General features: G+C 30.6%; 12 protein-coding genes and 1 tRNA gene. 4 read left to right on the forward strand and 9 right to left on the reverse strand.

The features are described 5' to 3' along the window. Nucleotides 1-236: 236 nt before the first annotated feature. The 4 genes from HNP35_RS21410 to HNP35_RS21425 all read left to right on the forward strand — a co-directional run bounded on the left by HNP35_RS21410 (nt 237) and on the right by HNP35_RS21425 (nt 3,601). Nucleotides 237-1,031 carry a hypothetical protein gene (locus tag HNP35_RS21410; RefSeq protein ID WP_184167440.1) on the forward strand — a complete coding sequence of 265 codons (795 nt, stop codon included), beginning with the start codon at nt 237-239 and terminating at the stop codon, nt 1,029-1,031. A 25-nt stretch (nt 1,032-1,056) separates the two neighbouring features. Beyond that, complete coding sequence (locus HNP35_RS21415) at nt 1,057-1,620, forward strand: hypothetical protein (protein WP_184167437.1); 564 nt, start codon at nt 1,057-1,059, stop codon at nt 1,618-1,620. A gap of 311 nt (nt 1,621-1,931) precedes the next feature. Then, nucleotides 1,932-2,312, forward strand: coding sequence for a hypothetical protein (locus HNP35_RS21420; protein ID WP_184167434.1), 381 nt, complete (start codon nt 1,932-1,934; stop codon nt 2,310-2,312). Continuing rightward, on the forward strand, nt 2,309-3,601 hold the full coding sequence (locus HNP35_RS21425) for a tyrosine-type recombinase/integrase (RefSeq protein ID WP_184167431.1): 1,293 nt from the start codon (nt 2,309-2,311) through the stop codon (nt 3,599-3,601). The genes HNP35_RS21420 and HNP35_RS21425 overlap by 4 nt, the downstream gene beginning before the upstream one ends. A 204-nt stretch (nt 3,602-3,805) precedes the next feature. On the opposite strand, the gene HNP35_RS21430 is transcribed toward HNP35_RS21425, so the two are convergent. The 9 genes from HNP35_RS21430 to HNP35_RS21470 all read right to left on the reverse strand — a co-directional run bounded on the left by HNP35_RS21430 (nt 3,806) and on the right by HNP35_RS21470 (nt 21,109). Beyond that, nucleotides 3,806-4,501: a PP2C family protein-serine/threonine phosphatase gene (locus HNP35_RS21430; protein ID WP_184167428.1), complete on the reverse strand. Its 696-nt coding sequence runs from the start codon at nt 4,499-4,501 to the stop codon at nt 3,806-3,808. Further along, nucleotides 4,501-9,921: a methylation-associated defense system ATP-binding protein MAD8 gene (gene mads8 / locus HNP35_RS21435; RefSeq protein ID WP_184167425.1), complete on the reverse strand. Its 5,421-nt coding sequence runs from the start codon at nt 9,919-9,921 to the stop codon at nt 4,501-4,503. The genes HNP35_RS21430 and mads8 overlap by 1 nt, the downstream gene beginning before the upstream one ends. 11 nt (nt 9,922-9,932) lie before the next feature. Continuing rightward, nucleotides 9,933-11,492 carry a methylation-associated defense system protein MAD7 gene (mads7, locus tag HNP35_RS21440; RefSeq protein ID WP_184167422.1) on the reverse strand — a complete coding sequence of 520 codons (1,560 nt, stop codon included), beginning with the start codon at nt 11,490-11,492 and terminating at the stop codon, nt 9,933-9,935. A 2-nt stretch (nt 11,493-11,494) separates the two neighbouring features. Beyond that, complete coding sequence (gene mads6, locus HNP35_RS21445; protein ID WP_184167419.1) at nt 11,495-15,958, reverse strand: methylation-associated defense system protein kinase MAD6; 4,464 nt, start codon at nt 15,956-15,958, stop codon at nt 11,495-11,497. Next, entirely contained in the window at nt 15,943-17,310 is a 1,368-nt protein-coding gene (gene mads5, locus HNP35_RS21450; RefSeq protein WP_184167416.1) for a methylation-associated defense system restriction endonuclease subunit S MAD5, read from the reverse strand. Before mads5 ends, mads6 begins: the two co-directional genes overlap by 16 nt. Nucleotides 17,311-17,316: 6 nt before the next feature. Further along, nucleotides 17,317-19,326: a methylation-associated defense system DNA methyltransferase MAD2 gene (mads2, locus tag HNP35_RS21455; RefSeq protein WP_184167413.1), complete on the reverse strand. Its 2,010-nt coding sequence runs from the start codon at nt 19,324-19,326 to the stop codon at nt 17,317-17,319. Then, entirely contained in the window at nt 19,319-20,047 is a 729-nt protein-coding gene (locus tag HNP35_RS21460; protein WP_184167409.1) for a DUF6577 family protein, read from the reverse strand. The genes mads2 and HNP35_RS21460 overlap by 8 nt, the downstream gene beginning before the upstream one ends. A 123-nt stretch (nt 20,048-20,170) precedes the next feature. Further along, nucleotides 20,171-20,668, reverse strand: a complete 498-nt coding sequence (locus HNP35_RS21465; RefSeq protein ID WP_184167406.1) for a hypothetical protein — start codon at nt 20,666-20,668, stop codon at nt 20,171-20,173. A gap of 367 nt (nt 20,669-21,035) precedes the next feature. Then, nucleotides 21,036-21,109 (reverse strand) — tRNA-Met (locus HNP35_RS21470). Nucleotides 21,110-21,158 lie beyond the last annotated feature (49 nt).

A 21,158-nucleotide genomic window follows, 5' to 3' on the forward strand; every position in this document is an offset into this window, starting at 1 on the left:
TTAAGAGCTATAATATTATTGAATATATAACCCTCTTATGTCGTATGTTTTATATAGTTAACCTAATAATTGAATTAATTCTTTAGATTATATTATAGCCTCTTATGTGGTATGTTTTTGTTTTGATAGTGACGGCTAAGTACAATAATTAGCAAAATAATTACCGTAAAGCTGGCGGATGTGATTCCAGCGGTATATATTAGCGGTTATTTGAAACATATGAGTAAAAAAGTTAGATGATAAAAAGACAAGTTTACCATATCATTAAAAAGTATAACATCAGAATAGGTCTATTCTCTATTGATAAAAGTGGGTTTATCAATGTGACAGGAGATGTTTACATCACCAATACAGTATTGAAGAAATTACCCTTACGTTTTAAAAAAGTAAGTGGTAATTTTTATTGTAGTTCAAACATGCTAGTTACACTAAAAGGTTGTCCGGATTTCGTCGGCGGTATTTTTAATTGTTACGGGAATCAATTAAAGTCCTTGGAATTTGGTCCAATTTGTGTTGGCGCAGATTATTTTTGTAATGAGAATAAACTCGAAAGTTTGAGAGGTGCACCTAAAATAATTAGCGGAAATTTTAATTGCTTCATTAATCAATTACAAACACTTGAACACGGGCCTGAAATTGTTTCTGGAAACTATTATGCAAATAATAATTTACTGATAAATTTACTAGGCGCACCAAAACAAGTGAAATCTTTTTTTATAACATCAAACTTTATAAAAAATCTAGAAAATTGTCCTGAAAGGATAAATATACTTGCGATTGATAATACTGTGGAACTTGTTTTTGGACAGCAAAATTGTCATGTCAATAAAGTCGAAATTGAAATCAAGGAAAATTTTACTAAATCTGCCATTTCTCTTGATGTAATTGATCAATGTAAGTTTCTGCCGATTCTTTTTAAGTATGGAAAATATATGAGTTTGTATAAGTCTGAACCGGATTCTGAGAGTAAAGAATTTGATATGAATTTATTCAATGATTTTCTCTTAGATGTAAAAGAGGGTTTAAGATGATTTTCCTTCTAAAAATTTAAAAAAAATGGATCTAGATAATGTTTTTTCTGATTTCAGGAGTGAGGTGCAACAAATAATTAGAGACTACTGGATTAATATTGATTCATTCACGATTAATTGTGATAGAAGTATTACTGTTGACGGGAATGTGAAATTCGCAGAATGCATGGATAATCTCACTGAATTGCCTCTCAAATTTGATAAAGTTAATGGGAATTTTGACTGTTCAAAATTGAGTTTAAGGACACTAAAAGGATCACCTAAATACGTTGGAGGAACATTTAATTGTTCTTTCAATGATTTAAACTCGCTTGAAAATTTACCGAAGAAGGCAAAGCGTTTTATTTTTGATAATCATACAAAATCACTGTTTACAGGTGATATTAATAGTGATTTTGAAGAAGTTATTTTGCTGCAACTTACAGATCAAAGAGATGAAATTCTTCCAGAACAAATTTCTCAAAACGCCAATCACCTAGATGTGATTTTCAAGTACCAAAACTTTTTTACAGTATGGAACGATAGTAACACTTTTGATCTAGAGGCTTTTAATTCTTTAATAACTGAGATAGAAGATGGTTTAAAATAAAATTTTAGAAATAAAAAATTCCCAAATGATCTTTTTGAGAGAAAAAAATCGAAATACACTTCTTTTTAGAATAAATTTGGTTTTAAATGTTGATTGTCAATATTTTGTGATGGAAAGGATCGTAAAAAAATTTAAGATTAAAAAAAAATAAAATATCCAAAAATATCTGAAAATATCCAAAAAGAAATTAATGTGTAAAATGTTGATTGTTAGCTGATTGTTTTTTAGTTTGAAATTTTATTCAATTTATTTTCATAATTGTCAAAACTTTTTGCTTAAAAAATGATATAACCTCTATAACAATTATAATTATGGATGGTTTAAATAAAGAGGAAAAAGCGGTTTTGACTGAAATTATGAGTATAAAAGAAGTCGGTGTTAAAATTGGGCGAAAAGATAAAGAATGTGTCGTAAAGTGGCTGAATGCGAATAATGTCACAATCCATAGAATGCCTAAATTAATTTTTGTATATAAAATTGATTTTGAATGCGCAATGATTCTTCCACAAGTTAAAGATTTTAAAAGAACATTTCCGACTCAATGGGAAAGGTATTATCAAAAAACAATTAAGAATGAGGCCTTATTCAGTTTGATTATGCTAAAGTTGGAAGTTGAAACAGCTTTTCAGCCGACAACTAAAGTTAAGAGAAGTAAAAAAGATGAAGAGTTATATCAAAAATTAATGTCATGAACAAGTTGGTTCTTCCCAAAAATCCATATCGTGGAATTAAGGTTTTTTGTCGAGTTTGTAATTCTGATAACACTAATTGCAAACATTATGAAAGTCAAGTTTTTAGAGTGAGAATCCATGTTCCTGGTAGTAAAAATACAGTTAAAACTAAAAAATTAGAATCTACTATTTATGCTGATGCTGTTGTTGAAGCAATTGCATTTGAAAAGGCATTGAATGCGACTGAATTTACGACTGTTGGAAAGATTGTTGAGAGTAAGATAAATGAGGATCAAGGTAATGATTATTCTGTAGTTGATTCTGTTCTAAAATATAGACAATTTTTAGATGGAGAGAGTGAGTACGCCCATTTGAAAAAAAATATAAGTAAGGGACATAGAGATGAGCTTCTGAGATTTTGTGATTATTTTTTAAAAAATATTAAGAAAACTAAAGATATTCGAACATTCAGAGTTAAAAATGTAGGTAGGGAAGAAGTTTCAAGTTTTTATATTTGGGCAGAGAAACATTATAGTGAAAAAACATTTAATAAGTGTATGGTCGGCTTGAAAGGTTTTTTCGAATTTTTGATTGATGAGGAAGGTATTGAGATGAAAAATCCTTTCAGGAAATATACAGTTAAACAAATTGTAAATTCTGAGATTAAATGTGTCACAAAAAAAGAGTTTGATTCGATTCTAAATGCAGTAGAGAAGTATAAGGATAAGCGCGAATCAATATCAGTTTTAGGTGGTAAAGGAGAGCATAAAAATATGTATAGATCTTACTTAATAGATGGATTTAAATTATTCTTGCTAGTAGGAGGTAGACGTGAGGAGGTTGTTGATTTACGCTGGAGTGATATTTATTTGTCACCAAATGGAACAATGTTTTTTCGAATAGAAAATTTAAAAGTTACGCGCTCTAAAAAAACATCAGAAAAGATATATAAATACATTCCTATAAACAAAGATTTATTTGACCTGTTAAAGAAATTGGATTATGATAAAAAATTGAATTCAAAAGATTACATTTTATATCCAGAAAGAGAAGACATGAAATCTTTAACTATATGTAATGATCTATCAAAAGGGTTTACACATTTTAGAAAATTAGCTGGAATTAAAAGAGATATTAAATTAGGACATCTGAGGAAAACATATTTAACCTGGGTAAATCAAGTAATGAATCAAGATACTAAAATTTTGTCATCCCATTCAACAGATGGAGTTCTAAGAGAGTATTATTTAGATCGAACCGTTTTAACAGCTATTGAAAAAGGTGCGTTGGAAATTAAGATATTTGGTTGAAGACAAGAACCTTTGCCATTTTTGGCAAAGGTTGCTTTAGTACATTAGAAGATACTAAATCGTGTGTAATCAAAATTATTTATCTAGTTTATTTAATTAGAATTAATTTTTCCTGTGTCGTTTTTATATTTTAGATATATATTCTAATATCTTATTTAAGTAATAACATATCTTGCTTTGTATTGTTTTGTCATAATTTAGAAATCATTTTTCAATAATTATCATCGAGAAGTTATCTTTAGCTTCTGATTTACATAGAGTTTCAATTTTTTTAATCCCTTCTTGAACAGTAAATGAGCTGTTTAAAATACTACATATTTGGTAAGAACTTAATAGATCAGATACACCATCAGAATAAATTAAGATTAAGTCATTTGGAAATTGGTGAGAAATAGAATGATAATCGATGAAACTGTTTTTTATATTCCCTGAGACAGATCTTGTAACAATATGCTTGTAGCGTTCAATTTTATTTATCGTATTGCCATTTTTAATCATATCATTAATTAAAGTATGAGAATGTGTTTCGAAAAGTATTTCGCGGTTTCTAACGTAAACAATTTTTACATCACCAACCCAAAATAAAAATACCCTATTCTTAAAAGTAATGACACCAGCTAAAGTAGCTCCAATCTTCGTATTTAAGTCATCTGATTTTTGTTTTATTATTAAATTTGATTTGTTAACAGCTTTTTGAATTTCTTTTTCATTTATCTCATTTACAGTGGACAGATATGTGTAAACATTTTCCGCAACAAGTTTAGAAGCAATATCTCCATAATCATAACCTCCCATACCATCTGCAACTAAGTGCAAAACGCAACTAGGATTTATTGATTGTGAAAACAAATAATCTTGATTGCTTTTTCTTTTCCCTTTATGTGAAAATGTATATTCCATTAATATTCACCTGTTGCTTGTTTAGTTGCTCCACCATGTTTTGTAACTCTGGGACGAGTTGATATTTTTACAGGTTTCAAAGTAATACTTTGTTCTGAAGCTTTTGTAGACCAAAGAAACCCTTCACCAGGTTTTAAGATGCTCATGTCAGCGGGGGTTAGAGCGCTTAGTTGAGTAATTGATTTTTGAATATGCTTAAGCCATTGTGGGCTATTGAATTTATGTAATAGGACTATACTGCTCAATTCAATAATTTCGTTTGGCAAACTTGGAGGATCTTGACTAGCTATCATTATGCTTACACCTTTATGTCTCATTTCTCTAATAGCTGTAACAATATTTCCAGTAAGATCTTTATTATCCATATATTTATGAGCTTCGTCAAAAACAATAAACTTATTGAAATGTGTATTGTTAAAAGTCTTTACTCCTGAAAATATGTTAAGCATAATAACAAATAGTCCAAGTGCTTCATCTTTAACAATAAATTCGTCTCTCAAATCAACGATGATTAATCTTCCAGGTTTCAAAATATCACGAATGAAAAAACTATCGTCGATATATTCTCGTGCGAAACTTAATTTTTGTCTTGCTAAAGCTTTTTGACCATTTGAAAGTAATTCCGAATTCTCAACACTTTCACGTAATCCTTCCATATTAATATTTCTTCTTTGTTCTCTCATTAGAGATTTCAATTGTTTGATATAGGCAGAATCATTACCAACAGCACCTAGCAAGAACATCCAATCCTGAACATTTAACTCCATTGAGTTGAATGAGATTGGTCTAATATCAATGGATGGATATTCAGAACGTCTATCTTCTATTTTATCTCTAGGCGTTAATAAAATGACATCTTTGATTGAATCTGGCTCCGCGCCATACTCATCTTTCAGTTTTTGTAATTCTGTTCTCTTATCATTAGAATATATCATTGAAGTAAATTCCGGCTCGTAATCCATACTCTCACTGTAATGAAAAATTACTCCAGCTAATGGTGATGGTAAAGTGTTAATATTCGAAAACTGCTTTAAAACCATTTCAGCTATAGTGCCTATAGTGTAACTTTTACCACCACCTTGTACACCAAACAAACTTATGGTATTGGTTTCACTCAAGTCTATAGCAATTTTCTTATTTTGAATACTCTTTCCTAAGATACCAAATTGTGGACTTTCGGAACTTTTCCCAACAATAATATCATAATTAGGTTTAACGTGATCACTTGCAATATTTATAATCTCAGTCTTTTCCTTATTTACAACTTCATTTAGGCCGTCTGGTTCCGGAACAATCGGACATTCATGATCAATATCATTATTACCATTGCTATCAATTTCATTGCAAGGGTGTGATTCTATAATTAAATCTTTATTTTCAAAAGGAGCTTGTTCTATTGCTAATACTTTAGGTTGTTGCTTAATCTTTGATTTAAATCTTTGTAAGAAAGGTTTTAAAGCTTCATTTGTTCCTAAAGCAACTCCCAGTTCTCTGTCAAACTCTTTTTCTTCTAATCGAATAGTATTTAAATCGGAATCTGGATCTAAAATATCTTCAATTAGTTTTGCACCAAAAGTAAAGAAGGTAAGGCTGTCATCAACAACTTCTTTTTCATGTCTTTTTGTAAACGAAAAATCAAAAATAAATCCTAATTGATTAAATTTTAAATTAAAACCCAAATCAAGTGTTTGAAGGAATGAACAATAAATGCTATAAGCATTTTCAGAAAGATAACTATAACGATAGGCTCTTTCTATGTAAAAACTTAACAACGCTTTTAATTCCTTATTTTTAATTTCTCGATCCAGTCTATCTACTGAGGTATAATCATTTGGATCAAAATGATGCTTTATAGCTAAAATAGTATTCTCTATCTGCTCTCTCATTTTCAATTTTAAATCTTCCTTCTCAGCAGTTCCAATAGATTTTCTACATTTTATTTCAATTACAGATATCGAAATTTCGCGTTTGTCTTTATCAATTGAAAACAGCATATTGTCAGCTCTGCTTTTTGAATTAGAAGAAAGATTCTCAAAAATATTTTGATGTAAATCAATAGGTACTAAGACTGCTTCTTCAAGAAATCCTTTCTTCTCCAACACTCTTTTAGTAAAAGCAGAGCCAATTACCTCGAATGCTTTATTCTTTGTTGAATTAAGCTGTAATACAAGTGAGCTGCTTACAGCTCTTAGATCCTCTAAAATTGTTTTAATTTTCTTTTCATCTTTGGCATTGTGAATATTTAAATTAAATTCCGCAAAATGGGGACCTAACAGACCTAGGACTTCTGATGATGGTTTAGTAGTTAAGAAAGAAGATATACCCGATATTTCTTCTCCGGGTACATAATCTAAAAGAAATGGTATGTTTCCATCTTTTGAAGGTTGGTCAAATATTTGTGGTCCTAAATTTTTATCAAAAGTAACAACCCAATCAGAAAACTCATGTAATTGTGAAAGCAATACTTTATCTCTGTTTGAGAGTCTTAATTCTATTGATGGAATTGCCTCTGTTGAATTTATGGCTAAAGAACCCGCCACAAAAAATTGCAATGATGAAAATAAAGAACAACATAACAGATCTTGTTTATAAGTGTCAACTACATCAACGTCAATATATCTATTCCATTTAATATTATCGTCAACTTCTTCAACTTCAATAGAATGTTCTAACAATAAACCATTTAAATAAAATGATTTTACATCGCGATGTGGTTTGAAAAGAGTAACTTTAACCGCAAAAGGATTAACTAAAAAGCTTAAATGAGCTGCATATTTTGAAGGATTGTGTAAATATTCATTAATTTTATTAATAGAGAATCTTAATTTAGGAAACAATCTGTTTTTAGAGGGCTGTGAAAATAATTCAGCTTCTTCAGAAATATTAGTTTCTGGATTTAATAAATTCTTTAATTCCCTACCGTGTTCTATAATTGAATCTCCACCAATAAAAACACGAACTTCAAATTTGATGTCTACATAATCTGGATTCTTGCCAATTTCAACAAAAGAATCGGAAAATATACTTGCATCACCTACATTAAAAAGATTTACAATAAGCTTATCTGTGTATGGATGCTGGAGAAGGAAATTCTTAATATGTTTTACAACTAATTTCTTACTGATGTCCGTTTCAACATAATTATCAGTTGAAATATTAAAAAGTGATCTAAAATAATGTTTGATTTGTTGAGTGGCTGGTACTAAAGATTCATTAGAGATAAAATTTGAATTATCCAAATAGATAGCCCATCCAAAAGACAACTCTCCAGTGTATTCAAAATTTTTGAAAGTACTCGGCTCAACATAAACCAATGGATTAATTTCAGGAGATAAGCTTCCCAAGAAAAGTTCTTCGAGTTGATTCCATTCCTCCAAATGCACTTGATAATTTATAGTTTTTTGATACCAATCATCAAACAATTCAATTAATTGTAAAAACCATGATAAACGCAAAGGATGTAAAGGTGACATTAAAAAACAAGAGACAGAGTTCCCGTCAGGAAGCTTTGTTTTAACTTTTATTAAATCTAAGACTTGAATTTCACTTAATAAGTGCTTAACAGTTTCCTTTTCATCTTCATTTAAAGATTCATTAAAAAGATTGTTTTTTAATTGTGATAACCATTCATCATAAGCCTTTAAATAATTTTTAATCTCTGATTTAAAAAGATACAAATTGCAGGTTTCAATAATACCATTGGCATTTTCATTTGAGTTTTTAATTGATTCGAAAAACTGATATCGCAATTGAATGAGTTCTTTTGGTGCAATATCGGTTAGATCACTATTTTGAAAACTTACCCCCTGTAATCCTACAAAAGCAAGATTATTACTTAACAAACAATTAATATGACCTAATTGATGACTATGCTTTAAAAATTCATTTTCTAATAAACGTAACTTAGAAGATAAATTGATTTGATAATTATGTATTGAAGAATAATTAATATGAAATGTAGATACATGCTTAGGCTTTTGATCATTTAACCATACATTAGATAGATCACTTGCTAGAGGAGATTCGATAGCCTCTCCGTTCTTTAATCGTTCAATATTGTATTTGAAAAAAGCCTGTAGAACATTATTTAATTTATCTTTTCTTTGTGTTTCTTCTTTTTCAGGATTTTCATCAAAAAAATAATCAAAGTCATCCGAATCACATGTTAACTTGTAACTATAGTTGCTTTTTGTTTCTGGAGTTTTATTCTCTAATTCCCATGCCTTTTGAATCGAAGCATCTTTAAAATCATCGTTTGAATTTAAGATATTTCCGTGTTCATCTTCGGCTAAAACCTTCAAAAAATAAGAACCTTCATCGAACATATTTGGGTTCAATTCAATCTTTGCTTCCTGATAAGATCTATTCGAATTGGTGTTTTTTAATTTTCTTAAAGTTGAAATCTCTTCTCCCGAACGACCATCTACAGACATTAACACAACTCTAAAGAATTTTAAATCTTCAATATCCTTTGGTGGTGGATTGGTACTGTAACGAATAGTAACTTTTGAGGTTTGATTCGGATTAGCAATTAAAACTTTTTTCCCTTCTTCACTAATAAAATCAGTAGATCTAATCTCTTCAATGGAAAGTTTGATTTCTTTAAAATTCAAATTAGGTATTGACCAATTATCAAAGCATAAATCGGGATAGGAAGATGCAATAAGCTGACAAATACGGTCACGAGATTTTGCTTCATTTTCTGTTCTGAAGAAATTAATAAAATCTTTTTGAAGTGTATCTTGCTCAATAGGCAATTCATTGATTCGGTCATATAAAGGTCTATTAAATGAACTTAATAATCCGATGCTAGTTTGATTGAAATTTAATCGAGAACGAATTAAATCTTCGTGTTGCAATAATTCCTCATCAGGTAATAAATCTAGATGGAAAAGATTTTTACCTATAGCTCGAGTATCATAATCATTTTCTTCAATCGAGATTAAATAATCTATAATCTTCGAAGTTTCTATGTTATTAATAGATAGGTAATTAAATATAGACTGAATTATATGTTTTTTATTTTTGGGTATTTTTGCTATTAATTTATCTTTTAACTTGTGTTCAATGCCATCGAGCGATATTTCCTTAAAAGTGGCATTGCCATAAGAGTCTTCAGCAGCCGTTCTGCTATTAGAAGGAATAAGAACAAGTAAAGGTTTTTCTTGTTGGTTTCTAAATTCAATCAATTTAGTAGCAGATATAAAACAGTCTCCCTTATCTTCTTCAGAAACAATAAAAGTATTTATGCCTTGATATTTCTCAGAAAGTTCATTCCATAGATATAAAAGTTCATTATTTCCAAAACCTGTAATTTTCATACAATGACCAGCTTTGGCATTATGAAGTTCATTATGATGTAGAGAGATCACCAGATCTATAATATTTTGATAATAGGAATTAATCGTTATAAGTTCCATAGGAAAAAATGTTATTTTAGTTCGTAACGAGGTCTAATCTTCTGTAATATATACGCATCACTCAAATCGTTATAAAAACCGATTTGTCTTAATTTATGTTTAAAGGCCTCTACGTTTTCTTTAAATGCCAAATGAGTATTCAAATCGGAATCTTTAAATCTTGATTCAGATAAGCCATTTATAATCAAGCCATAACGATCTTTGATTTTTCCGGTAAGTTCTTCTATAGATAAACTCCTAGTAATAAAAGCATCATCTTCTCTATGCAAAACTTGAATTTGCACTAAAGCCTCCAATAATCGTGTTCCTAAGACAAATCGTCTTGGATGTTTTTTGCTTCTCCCTTGCGCAATAAATCCCCTCTCATTATTCTTTTGAGACAAATTATCGATAAATTGAACGTGGTACTTGTACTGATAAGGTCCCCTTATTTTTACAAGTAATTCAATATATTTGTCAAAATAAGAAGTCTCATATTTGACCATGGAATTTAAATGCTTTTTATCCTCATCATTGTCAATTGAACCTAAAATAAAGTCCCATCTCATTTTAAAATATACATCAAAATCAGCAGGTGGATTTTTTAATACTTCTAAAGCACGATCCAAATGCTTAGAATTATTCTTTTCTAAATTTTCCTTTTTTAACACCGCATTTATCTGGAAAGTGGCTTTGATATAATCGTAAATAGAATTGTACATTCTATCGGTATCTTCTATGGCAACTTTAGAAATTTTACTTTCAAAATTATCGGTAATATCTAAAACAATGCTCCAATCGTCTTGTACGTTAAAACTGCCTTCAGTGACCATTTTAGGCAATAAATATATCAGTTTTTGAATATATAAAGACAAATGAAAAGAAGTAATTGTTTTTAAATAATCAATCAATACATTTCGCGGAATTTCTCTTTTGTATACCAAAAGTCTTCTAACATCGTCACAATATAATTCAGCTTGTTCTTTCAAAACTGGTTTTATCTGATTTAAAGCTGTTGGACTATCTAGATAACCTGGCTTGACTTTTTTTATTAAATGTAAAATTCCGAGGCTGTCCACATCTAAAGTTTTGGTATTGCTCATGTTATTCGTAGTTTTATCCCAACCTTCCATTAAAAATTGCTTTAAATCTTCCTTAACTTGTTGGTTTTGCCCTAACATCAAATAAACCTGGTCAGCTGAAAAATAATCTCGGGTATTTTGAGCATTTCTAATGCGATAACTTTCCAGGTGAATTGGTCTCAAAGAAGATATTTTTTCTTTGTCCAAATTCCCCCTAAATACCATATTTACTAAATTAGTACGCATCCAAATTTCAATTGCTTCAGGATACTGATTGAATCCTGTAATATAACCTTCTTCCTCAAGGATTCCGAATACTTTTTTTAATTTATCAATCTCGATAAAAGCATTATCACCAGCTCTGTTGCGTTGTCTAGGGCGTATTCCGTCATGACGTAACAACATAAATAAATTAACCATAGTATAATCAATATTAATGGCTTTAGCATCAGCAGTAAATAGCAACTCATTTCTAAAAATACTCTCGTCTTTATTTAATTTGATAGCCATAGTTAAAAAATTACAGGTTCTACATTAATATGATTGGAACTATCTTTCTTGATAGTATAAAAAGTAATATTATCTCGGGTTACCACAATTTCATTGTAGCTCAAATTTTCTAGTAAATTTTTAAAAACAATTAATTCAATGAATTTACCTTTTAAATCATTTAAAGATGGACTAAAGCCTTGCTGAATAAAATACAACATCTCATACAAATCGAGCGATATGGTTAAGCGAATGTGTTTTTCATCTTTATGTCTGAATATAAGACTATCTGGTTCATATTCTAGATACTTAACTAAGTGTTCCGTTTTATTAACAAATAATTCAAAATCACTTAATTTAAACAATTTAAAGGACTGTCCAATTGGATCCTTAACATCTGAAGAGGACAAAACCAAACTGTTTATATCTAAATTTTCGTTATTACAGCCTTCATTTAACGAAACAGCTCTCGAAATACTTCGTTTAATTGACTCTTCATTATTTGAACTATTAAGAATATTAACAAAAGTAAATACCGAATGATAAGGTAATCTCAATAGATAAGAAGGCATTTTGAGTAATTCGGAAGATTTTGCGTCTCTAAAATTAGTTTCTATCAATTCTGCTTTACCTTCAAAGTATTGATGTCTAACAAAACTTTTATGTTTATCCTTAATTTTATTTATAACATCCGAGGTTTGTTCATGAGCTGGAATATATAGTTTATTTGCATTAAACACCTCTAATAAAGAGAATTCTCTTTCTGCAAATTCAAGATAATTTTTAGGCAAATGCTTACCAAAAAACAAATCCCTATCTAAGTGCGGTATTGCTACCTCACCAATATCTGTTTCTCTTAATAAATTAATAAGTCTATCTTGATTTGCACTATCCTCTGCAGAAGGATTGGTAATATTGAAATAATAATATTGCCAATATTTTTCCGGATCACTATTGGTTGATTGTGCTAAAAGTTTTAGATCCTCACAAGAATAATCACGAGTTAAAGTATAGGCTATTAAAGACCTCATATCTCTCATAGTGACATGGAGTTCTCTTTTTAGGCTTACAGTTTTAATCAACCATTCCATTCTTGAAGTAATTGTCTCTCCAGCGGCACTATCATTAAAACTTTCTACATTATATTTTATGAAACATTCTTTGGCTAAAGAACAGCTATCACATTGTTTCCAAAGTTCCTTTTTAGTTAGTGCTTTAAACTGATTACGGAATAAACTGCCACCTTCATCATTTTGTGCAACTACAGAACGTAAATTCAAATTTACAATCATCACGCCATCTGGTAGTTTGGCATGGCCTTCTTCGTAAAAATAATTTTCAATTATAGTGGCTAGTTTAGAGTGTTTCGCTGAAGTTGTTAAAAATTCGACCAATCTTCCCTCATTAATTGCAATGATTCTTCCCTCTTTTGCTTGGTTATAATTTGTTAATCCCTCAAAAGGAGAGAAGAAGGTATCCAAAACTTCATTGTTGATGTTGTTTTCTTCATCCTGTGAACCATCATAATTACTTTCGAAGGTAATACCATTAATTTTAAATTTAGCACCATTTCTATGGGAGTGTTGAATAACTTCTTTTACATTCGGATCATTCTCAATTTTTTTAATAAAGGCTGTTTTACCATCACCGGCATTTCCTGTTATGATTAGCAATTTATACTGACCGTCAACAATAGCTGGAATTAAACTTTTGTCCAACTTTGTAGGCGTATAGGTAAGATCATCAAATTCACTAGAATTAAAGTTTACCCTGGTTCCAGCATTTCCATAGCGAGATTGACTGTATAACGAGTTCAAATAATCAACAATATTTGCACCTTCTATGCTTATCTTGAAAGCCTTAATTTTATCTTTGTTATTATCAAAAAGGAGTTTCATACTATCGTAAACCCGGTCTATATTACCTGTGGTAAAAGACTTAGCGCCACCTTTCCAGAAAATATCACTGATAATAGTCTCATCATCTACTTTCAATAATATTTTAATAGGATTTCCTAGATCAATGGTCGTCTTGTAATTCTCAAGTTTTCCTTTAAAACGTAAAAGAGTATTTTCAACAGCCTCATGCAAATCTACGTAGGTGTTCATTTTATCATACAATTTCAAATTGAATGAGCTTCCTTGATGAATAATCAATTGGGTGTGATATAATTTATTGCGAACACTAATTTCATCTTCGTGACTGGGGGCAATATCTAGTAATCTGTCTTCTAATGAAAGTAGTGCCTCATACATTTCTTGAGCAGAACCGAAACGCTCTTCACGGTTTGTGTCAATCGCTTTAAGCAAAAATTTTGCAAGTTCATAAGAGATCCTTGGCTCTATATCTTTTGGATTATTTGGCGTTTTACTGGTAAAAGGCATTTTACTGGGGTGCCAAGGATATTGTTTACAAATCAATTCATAAAGCGTTACACCCAAAGCAAAAGTATCAGCTGATAAATCCCAATTAACCTTGTAATTATCTGTAATTAGATCTGGCGCCAAATAAGGGTTTGTTCCAACAAAATCTTTGTTTTCAGTACTAGAAGAAGCAACATTAAAATCAATGAGTACAAATCGGGTAGAATTATCCCAAATGATATTGTGAGGTTTAATATCACGGTGCATTAATGGTTTCTCTTTAGATTGCATGGCAATCAAAGCGGACAGTATATCCTTGCCAACCTGATAAACACTATGAATAGGTAATCGGGCATCAGTGCGAGTATAATTACTTAGATTTTCTCCTTCAAGATATTCCATAACAGTATAAAACTGACCAGTAGGAGATTCATCATTCCAAACGAATTTTACAATATTATTATGATTTAAATCTTTTAAAGCTTCATACTCGTCTTTTACAGAAGAAAAAGTAACACTTTCATTAAATAATTTTAAAGTGTAATAAGCATCCTGAATTCGGTGCTTTACTTTAAAAACTTTAGAGTATCCACCCTTTCCTAAAGTTTCATAGATAGTAAAAGAACCAACAGTATCACCTTCCTTCAATTCTTCATAATTGTTAGAAGTTGGAACCGATATTACTGGTAAAGGTTTCGGATGTTCTGTAGAAGAACTTTCTAAAGATTTAAGGATAAATTCTTCCAGCGCATCTATACTTTCAATTCGTGAAGTGTCATCCGTTTGAATAGTTTGATAGCAAACTTCATCCAGCCATTTTGGTAAATTAGAGTTAAGTTTTGAAGGCAATTTATCTTTCGCTAATTTACCTCCCAATTTATCTAATTCATAAGGAGTTTTAATCGGTTCTACATCCGTAAACAACCAGTAAATCAAAACTCCCAAAGAATATATATCGGAGGCTTGATTGGCATCACCAACAGTTAATTCCAATGGATGATAAGCTGTAGCATTATTAGCATTAATGGTAGGCATCACAGTGTAACCCTCATCGCTATGATCTACAAAATAAGATTTTCCGAAGTTACCTAAATAGGCATACCCACTACTTAAATAAATATTATCAGGATTGATGTCTCTATGATAAATATTTTCTTTATGCGCTTCTTTCAAAGCAACCATAATATTTCTGATAATAGTAATCTTTTCCGGAAAAGTAAATGTTTTATGTCTGGCTTCAGAACGAAGAGAATTCTCTTCAAGAAAATCAGTGATTTCATAAAACAGATGATTGACCTCGTCAATTCTAAATTCTACATTTAGGATAAAGGGTTTTGCTTTGATTTTGCTCAAAGCATTGTATTGATTTTTTATTCGTTCTTCCCTTTTTTGCAATTCTTCCTTAGAAAGACCGCTAATTTGAAGTGAATATTCTTTAACGCGCCTTCTTACTGTTGAATTAACCCCTTTGGGCTTCACCAAATATTCTGCAAAATTAGGTTCTTGTTCAAGAACTTCAATAATCTCATAACCTTCAATCTCTCGTTTTTCATTGGGTAATTTCTTGCTTTGTTGTCCTATTAGATAATTAACGATATCTTGTTGAATGGAGAGGATATTATCTTTTAATTGTCCGCTATTATATGAATCTGTGATAAAATCAATTAGTTTACTATTTAATTCAAAAGTAAGTTTTTGAGCTTCACGAGAAATAATTGGTTGATATGAGTTCTGATAAGAAAGTGAAACCATATTTTGTATCCATGCTTTACCCCAACTAGAATCTTCTTCTTTTAATTTAGAAGCCAAAATAGCTGTTTTTTGACGACCTGTCTTTAAAGGATTTTGTATCTGACGGTCATTCAAATACCAGTAATTGTCATCACCTTCTATGCGGCCTTTCCAATCTTTGTTTTCGATATTAAAAATGGCATGAGGAGCTACGACAATAAGGTCATATTCCCAATATTGAGTTCTATTGTTTCTTGGGTTGGTAGAGGCAATCTCTATATTAGGAATTAAGAAATAATTTTCTGGAAGATTTACTTCAAGAAAATCTAACAAACGCTTTTCTCCAACATTTACAACCGCTTCAAAATAAGGTGGTTTTAAGATTTTTGCCATGATTCAATTTCTTTTTCGATAAGATCTATTGCTTCTTGCTCAAGAAAACATGCGTCACTTGTTTTCTCCAACATCAATTTGATGTTTTCTGAAATATTTTCAAATATTGAATGATAAATAGGAATTTCAAATGAACTTATCTGATGGTGATCTATATGTTTTTGAACACTACCATATTCTAGATTTTTTAAAAGTCTTTGACCAATTTTAGTTTTGAAAAAACAATATATATAATAATTATAATTATCTTTTTTTGGTTTAATTCTTACTAAGTTATTTGTGGCAGAAACACCGTCTAAAAATTTAGTTATAAGAGATAGATAACCAATAGTTCCTGCATCTTGGATAACAAGCCAACCTTCTTTTAAAATATAATCGTCTATATTTTTCATTTTTTTCGAAAGAAAACTATCAAAAACAGGCATCTGATTTAATAATTCTGAGCCACTCAAGTATGGTATTCCTACATCTTTATTATTTGCCCTTATTCTTTTGAAGATTCCTGGAGTAAAAACTAATTCTGATAAAGAAGAAATTGTTTTTAATTCTGCTCCATTTTCAATCGCTTTATTTTTAAAACTATCTATTAGATTAGCATTGTATGTAGCCTCCAATCTTGATGTGTGGCTTAATCTCTGCGATATTTTAGAAGTATAAATTAATTTAGACTCAATTTTCGGCAATTCATTTTCGAAAATGGAAATAGCTTCGATTAATAATTTATTAGCATTGACCCTTAATGAAGATGCTTTTAGTATTAAATTATGAACATATGCTTGTTTTTCTTTTGGCATCTCAATTACTGGTAAGCTCGATAGTGTTTTTGGGTCGATACGAGGTACAACCGATCCATAAATATATGACTGCATAAAATTATATGCTGTTGGGGAAGACAAATAGGCGTAGATAAAACCAAAAAGAGCTTTGTTATCATCAGATATAATTCTTATGATGTCTTGCGATCCAATAATGCCCTCAAGATCTTTTGTAATCAATCGAACATTTCCAATTGTTCCTGCACAACTAACCAATATTTGGTTATCCTTTAATGTCATATCTTCCTGCCTTGGAGTATGCTTTAGAGAAATTAATTTTGAAACTTCTAAAGGACTAGTATTCATCATGTGTGTAGCAGATATATATGGTAATCCAAATTTTTCGCTTTCAACAAACATTCTCTTAAATATGCCTCCTGTGTAAATTTGATTTGTTAATTCACCTAATGTCTTAAATGAAGCGCCATTTCTTTTGGAATTACTGATTCTACTTTTTCCATAATTTAAATGAAAATTTGGCTTAATGATGTTTGAGCCTTCTTGTAAACTTTTATATGGTACTGCTGCAAATTCCATAACTAACTATTTTTTTAAGAAATTAAGATAAGCTTCTGAAATTTTTGGCAAATCATCATCCAAATGTTTTAATTTCTCTTTTCTAGCTTTTACTTCCTGTGTTCCATCTTTTTTTGAAAACAAGTATTCGGTGATCGTTTCAAACAATAATTCCGCCCCATCCTCGTCTCTAAGAAAAATCGGATTTCCTCTTCGATCTTTGCCGAGTTTTTCCGCTATAGCCATAAATACCTCATAATCTTCATCACTTTCCTGTGCCAGTTGTCTTGATAATTCGGTTTTCTTTTCCAAAAACAATAAGGATGCTTGAACCCCGACTTGAGGTAAAAAAGCTTCAACTGCTAAATCAACAGAAGCTAATATTTTAAATTTATTAAGAATCCATTCTCTAACTTTAAGCATATTAGGATTTCCTAAAATACCATCAGGCAACACAATAGCCATTTTTCCACCAGGTTTCAAAAAGTTATAACAGGCCTCAATAAATAATACTTCTGGAGCATCACTAAATTTTGAAATCTCGTAACGTTCCGCCACTTCTTTTTCTACTTTTACTTTGGCACCAAAAGGAGGGTTAGTAAAAATCACATCAAAAGTACCGCGAGCATCATTATAGTAACGATCTTCAACGTCCCCCATAATTTCTAAACTTCGGTTTATAGCAGTTTCAATTTTAGCGATTTCTTCTGGATGATCCCATTTTGGGTATGCAAGAGAGTTTACATGAAAAACATTAGCATGTCCATCGCCGGCCATTACCATATTCATTCGTGCAGCTTTTTTTAAATCAGGGTCAAAATCAAAACCAAAAATGCTGTTTTCCGCATATTCTTTTACTCGTTCATTAACTTCGAAAGAATTAAATTTTGCTGCTAATAAAGGACCAAATAAATCAGGAAACAATTCTTGAGCGATTTGTTTTCTCACATGATCCAATACCATCACAATAAAGCCACCGGATCCACATGCTGGATCCAAGACACGATGTTTCTCAGTTGGGTTTAACATTTCAACCATAGCTTTTACAATATTTCTTGGTGTAAAAAATTGTCCAGCTTCTTGTTTTAAAGTGTTGCTTACAATTGTCTCGTATGCCATTCCTTTTACGTCAATAGAAGCATCGAGGAAAGAATATTTGGCAAGTTCTCCAGCAATAAAGGCAACTCCTTTATCTGTTAATTCTATTCCTTCGTTTCCGGTAAATACTCCTGAGAACATCGAGTTATCTTTTAATTTTTGAAAGATAGCCTTAATTCGGTCTGCAACGGCCCTTCTTCCTTCTTCTGTATTTTGTTCTTTTACACCAACCCAAAATTCTCTACGGTAGCTAATATCTGTTTCAATAAATCTTCTTTTTTCATCATAAAGTTTACAGAATATAAGGTTTAATAATTGCCAAAAAGCATCTTTCTTTCTCCCTTCATTTCCATAAATATAATCATGTGCTCGTTTAAACACTTTAATCAAAGAGTCATTTGCTGGCTTTTTACTATAAGAGCGATCTGCTCGATCAATATCTGCTAAAGTTTCCCCTTCTCCAGGAAAATCAGATAGATCAGTAAAGTCAAACTCATAGCCTATTGCGTCCTCTTCTTTTTGTAAAAAATGATAGCTAGAACCATTAGCCCACAAACCGAACTGACAATTTTCAACAGCGGCCATCGCATTTTCAAGAGTAACTGCTAATCCCTTTTTGCTGTCAGTTTCTTTTATTTTATCATCTTGAATAATACAAATTCGAATAATGTTGTCTTGTAAATGAAGTTTGCTTTTTTCAAAGACAACTAACTCTACTTTCTGTTTTTTTGCTTTTCCATTAGCAGGATCAATAAAGTCGATTTTGAAATCACGTTCCATATCGTTCAAATCAAATCCATATTCTTCATTCAGCATACGAATAACAGATTGAAGATTTACTTCAGCACTAGTCGCCTTTTTGGCTTCAGAAGTTAATAAACACAATATTTGATTATCGTCTAAAATTATTTCTTCTTGGGGTGTAGTTTCGTTACTCATTATCAATTGTTTGTATCAGTTGTTCAATTTTTTTTCGTTGGTCTCTTCTTGTGGCATAACGAAGAAGCTTATTTTTGTTTACATTGTATTTTTTAAAAGCACATTTAAAAATTTCTTCTATAGAATATCCTATAGGTTTTAGATAATTTTCGGAAAGTAGCCATGCATTAACTAAAATACCTTCTAATGTCAGAAGGGTGTAATCGCCATTGTTTTGTGTAGGAGTTTCCGAGATTAAAGGATATAGTAAAATCACATCATTTTGCGGAAGAATGTATCGCTGAATAATTTCATGATTAGGCTCTAAAAACGCTGGCTTGCTAAATAATTGCATTTGATTAAATAATTCAGTGAGGTGATCCTTTTGTGCTAAGAGAAAAACTGCTCTTTTGTTGTTTTCTTTTTCTATAATAGAATCAAGCATTTCGGTATCCCAAGCAACTAATTGAGATGGAATGAATGTTTTTGTTTTGTTATAGACTCGTTTAGTTTTTAAATTTATTTCGATATTAAATTCGGGCTTAAAATCAAAGGTGTATGTCCCTCTTCCTGATTGATAAATAAAGTGTTCAGATTTTAATTGATTAATTTTCCATACAATTGTATTTGTAGTTAAGTCTGGGAGTAGATTTGAAAGAAATGACACTAACTCTTTTGAAGTAATTGTACTTTGTTTTGAAAACTTTGTGTTTATTGCTAATGCTAAGTCAGAGTTTTTCATATAAAATGTTGAACAACAAATATAGTTAAGTGTTTTTGTTTTTCAAAACTTTGGCAGTTTTTTTTAAAATATGCCAATATTTTGATTTTTGAACAACTATTGAAAATATCAAATTATCATCTATTAGGTGAGTAATATAGCTTGTTCTGTGAGTTTCTGTAATATTGCCATTTCACTTTCATCTAAAATATTTCTACTCTGTTTTTTAAAATTAGAGACATATTTGCCAATAAATGGATTGAGTAATTGGTAATTTGGGTTGTTTATTATTTTTGCTTGAACTTTTCGATTAAGTTCTCTTTCTAATTCATTAATTTTTTCTTTGCTTTTAACTATGTTTTTTGTAGGGTCATCATATTTTCCAAAATGACAATAAAAGTATTCATAATTATATTCTTCTGGATTGTTTAATTTGTTTCTGATTTGTGAATGTATTTTGTTATATGAAAAATGATTCCCTATTCTAGAAATTATGGGATTGCAACCTTTGCGATTGTCCCCAACCTTTCCAACATACAGTTTTATTATTCCTTTTTTAGTTTTTGGGGTAGCGATCAATAAATATACAGCCCATTCTCTTTTTGTTGAATCGCCAGATATTTTTAAGCTTTTTATTTCCATTTTTTGCTTACAGAATATTTTGAAAATTATAAAATAAGGATTTTAGTTAAAAAAGGTTTTCCGTAAAGACTATAAAATTTCTTTTGTATCCATACATTTCTCATTTCAGGATAGCAAATTTCGATAATTTTTAATATGGAATTTCAAGTAGAACTACGTGATTTGAAGTGATTAAATGAAAGTTGTTTGAATGATCTTGTAAGTTCGGAAATTTGTCTGGCTAGATGTTTAGAATCAAATATTGTATCTGTAAATGATTAATGTCCTCACTTGAGCTCCTCACTCGAGCAACTTAGAGTTTGTAATTTTGAAATGAAAAGTAAATAAAAAACCCTTAAACATTTCTGTTTAAGGGTTTTGTCTTTTGTAGCGAGGACGGGAGTTGAACCCGTGACCTCAGGGTTATGAATCCTGCGCTCTAACCAACTGAGCTACCTCGCCTGGACTGCTAGTAGGAATGTTTCCTTCATTGCGGGTGCAAAGATAGAAA

The sequence above is a fragment of the Flavobacterium notoginsengisoli genome (assembly GCF_014207905.1).
Lineage (GTDB): Bacteria > Bacteroidota > Bacteroidia > Flavobacteriales > Flavobacteriaceae > Flavobacterium > Flavobacterium notoginsengisoli_A.

Coding starts and splice junctions, on each gene's coding strand:
- HNP35_RS21410 (WP_184167440.1), top strand. CDS start 237: ATGATAAAAAGACAAGTTTACCATATCATTAAAAAGTATAACATCAGA.
- HNP35_RS21415 (WP_184167437.1), top strand. CDS start 1,057: ATGGATCTAGATAATGTTTTTTCTGATTTCAGGAGTGAGGTGCAACAA.
- HNP35_RS21420 (WP_184167434.1), top strand. CDS start 1,932: ATGGATGGTTTAAATAAAGAGGAAAAAGCGGTTTTGACTGAAATTATG.
- HNP35_RS21425 (WP_184167431.1), top strand. CDS start 2,309: ATGAACAAGTTGGTTCTTCCCAAAAATCCATATCGTGGAATTAAGGTT.
- HNP35_RS21430 (WP_184167428.1), bottom strand. CDS start 4,501: ATGGAATATACATTTTCACATAAAGGGAAAAGAAAAAGCAATCAAGAT.
- mads8 (WP_184167425.1), bottom strand. CDS start 9,921: ATGGAACTTATAACGATTAATTCCTATTATCAAAATATTATAGATCTG.
- mads7 (WP_184167422.1), bottom strand. CDS start 11,492: ATGGCTATCAAATTAAATAAAGACGAGAGTATTTTTAGAAATGAGTTG.
- mads6 (WP_184167419.1), bottom strand. CDS start 15,958: ATGGCAAAAATCTTAAAACCACCTTATTTTGAAGCGGTTGTAAATGTT.
- mads5 (WP_184167416.1), bottom strand. CDS start 17,310: ATGGAATTTGCAGCAGTACCATATAAAAGTTTACAAGAAGGCTCAAAC.
- mads2 (WP_184167413.1), bottom strand. CDS start 19,326: ATGAGTAACGAAACTACACCCCAAGAAGAAATAATTTTAGACGATAAT.
- HNP35_RS21460 (WP_184167409.1), bottom strand. CDS start 20,047: ATGAAAAACTCTGACTTAGCATTAGCAATAAACACAAAGTTTTCAAAA.
- HNP35_RS21465 (WP_184167406.1), bottom strand. CDS start 20,668: ATGGAAATAAAAAGCTTAAAAATATCTGGCGATTCAACAAAAAGAGAA.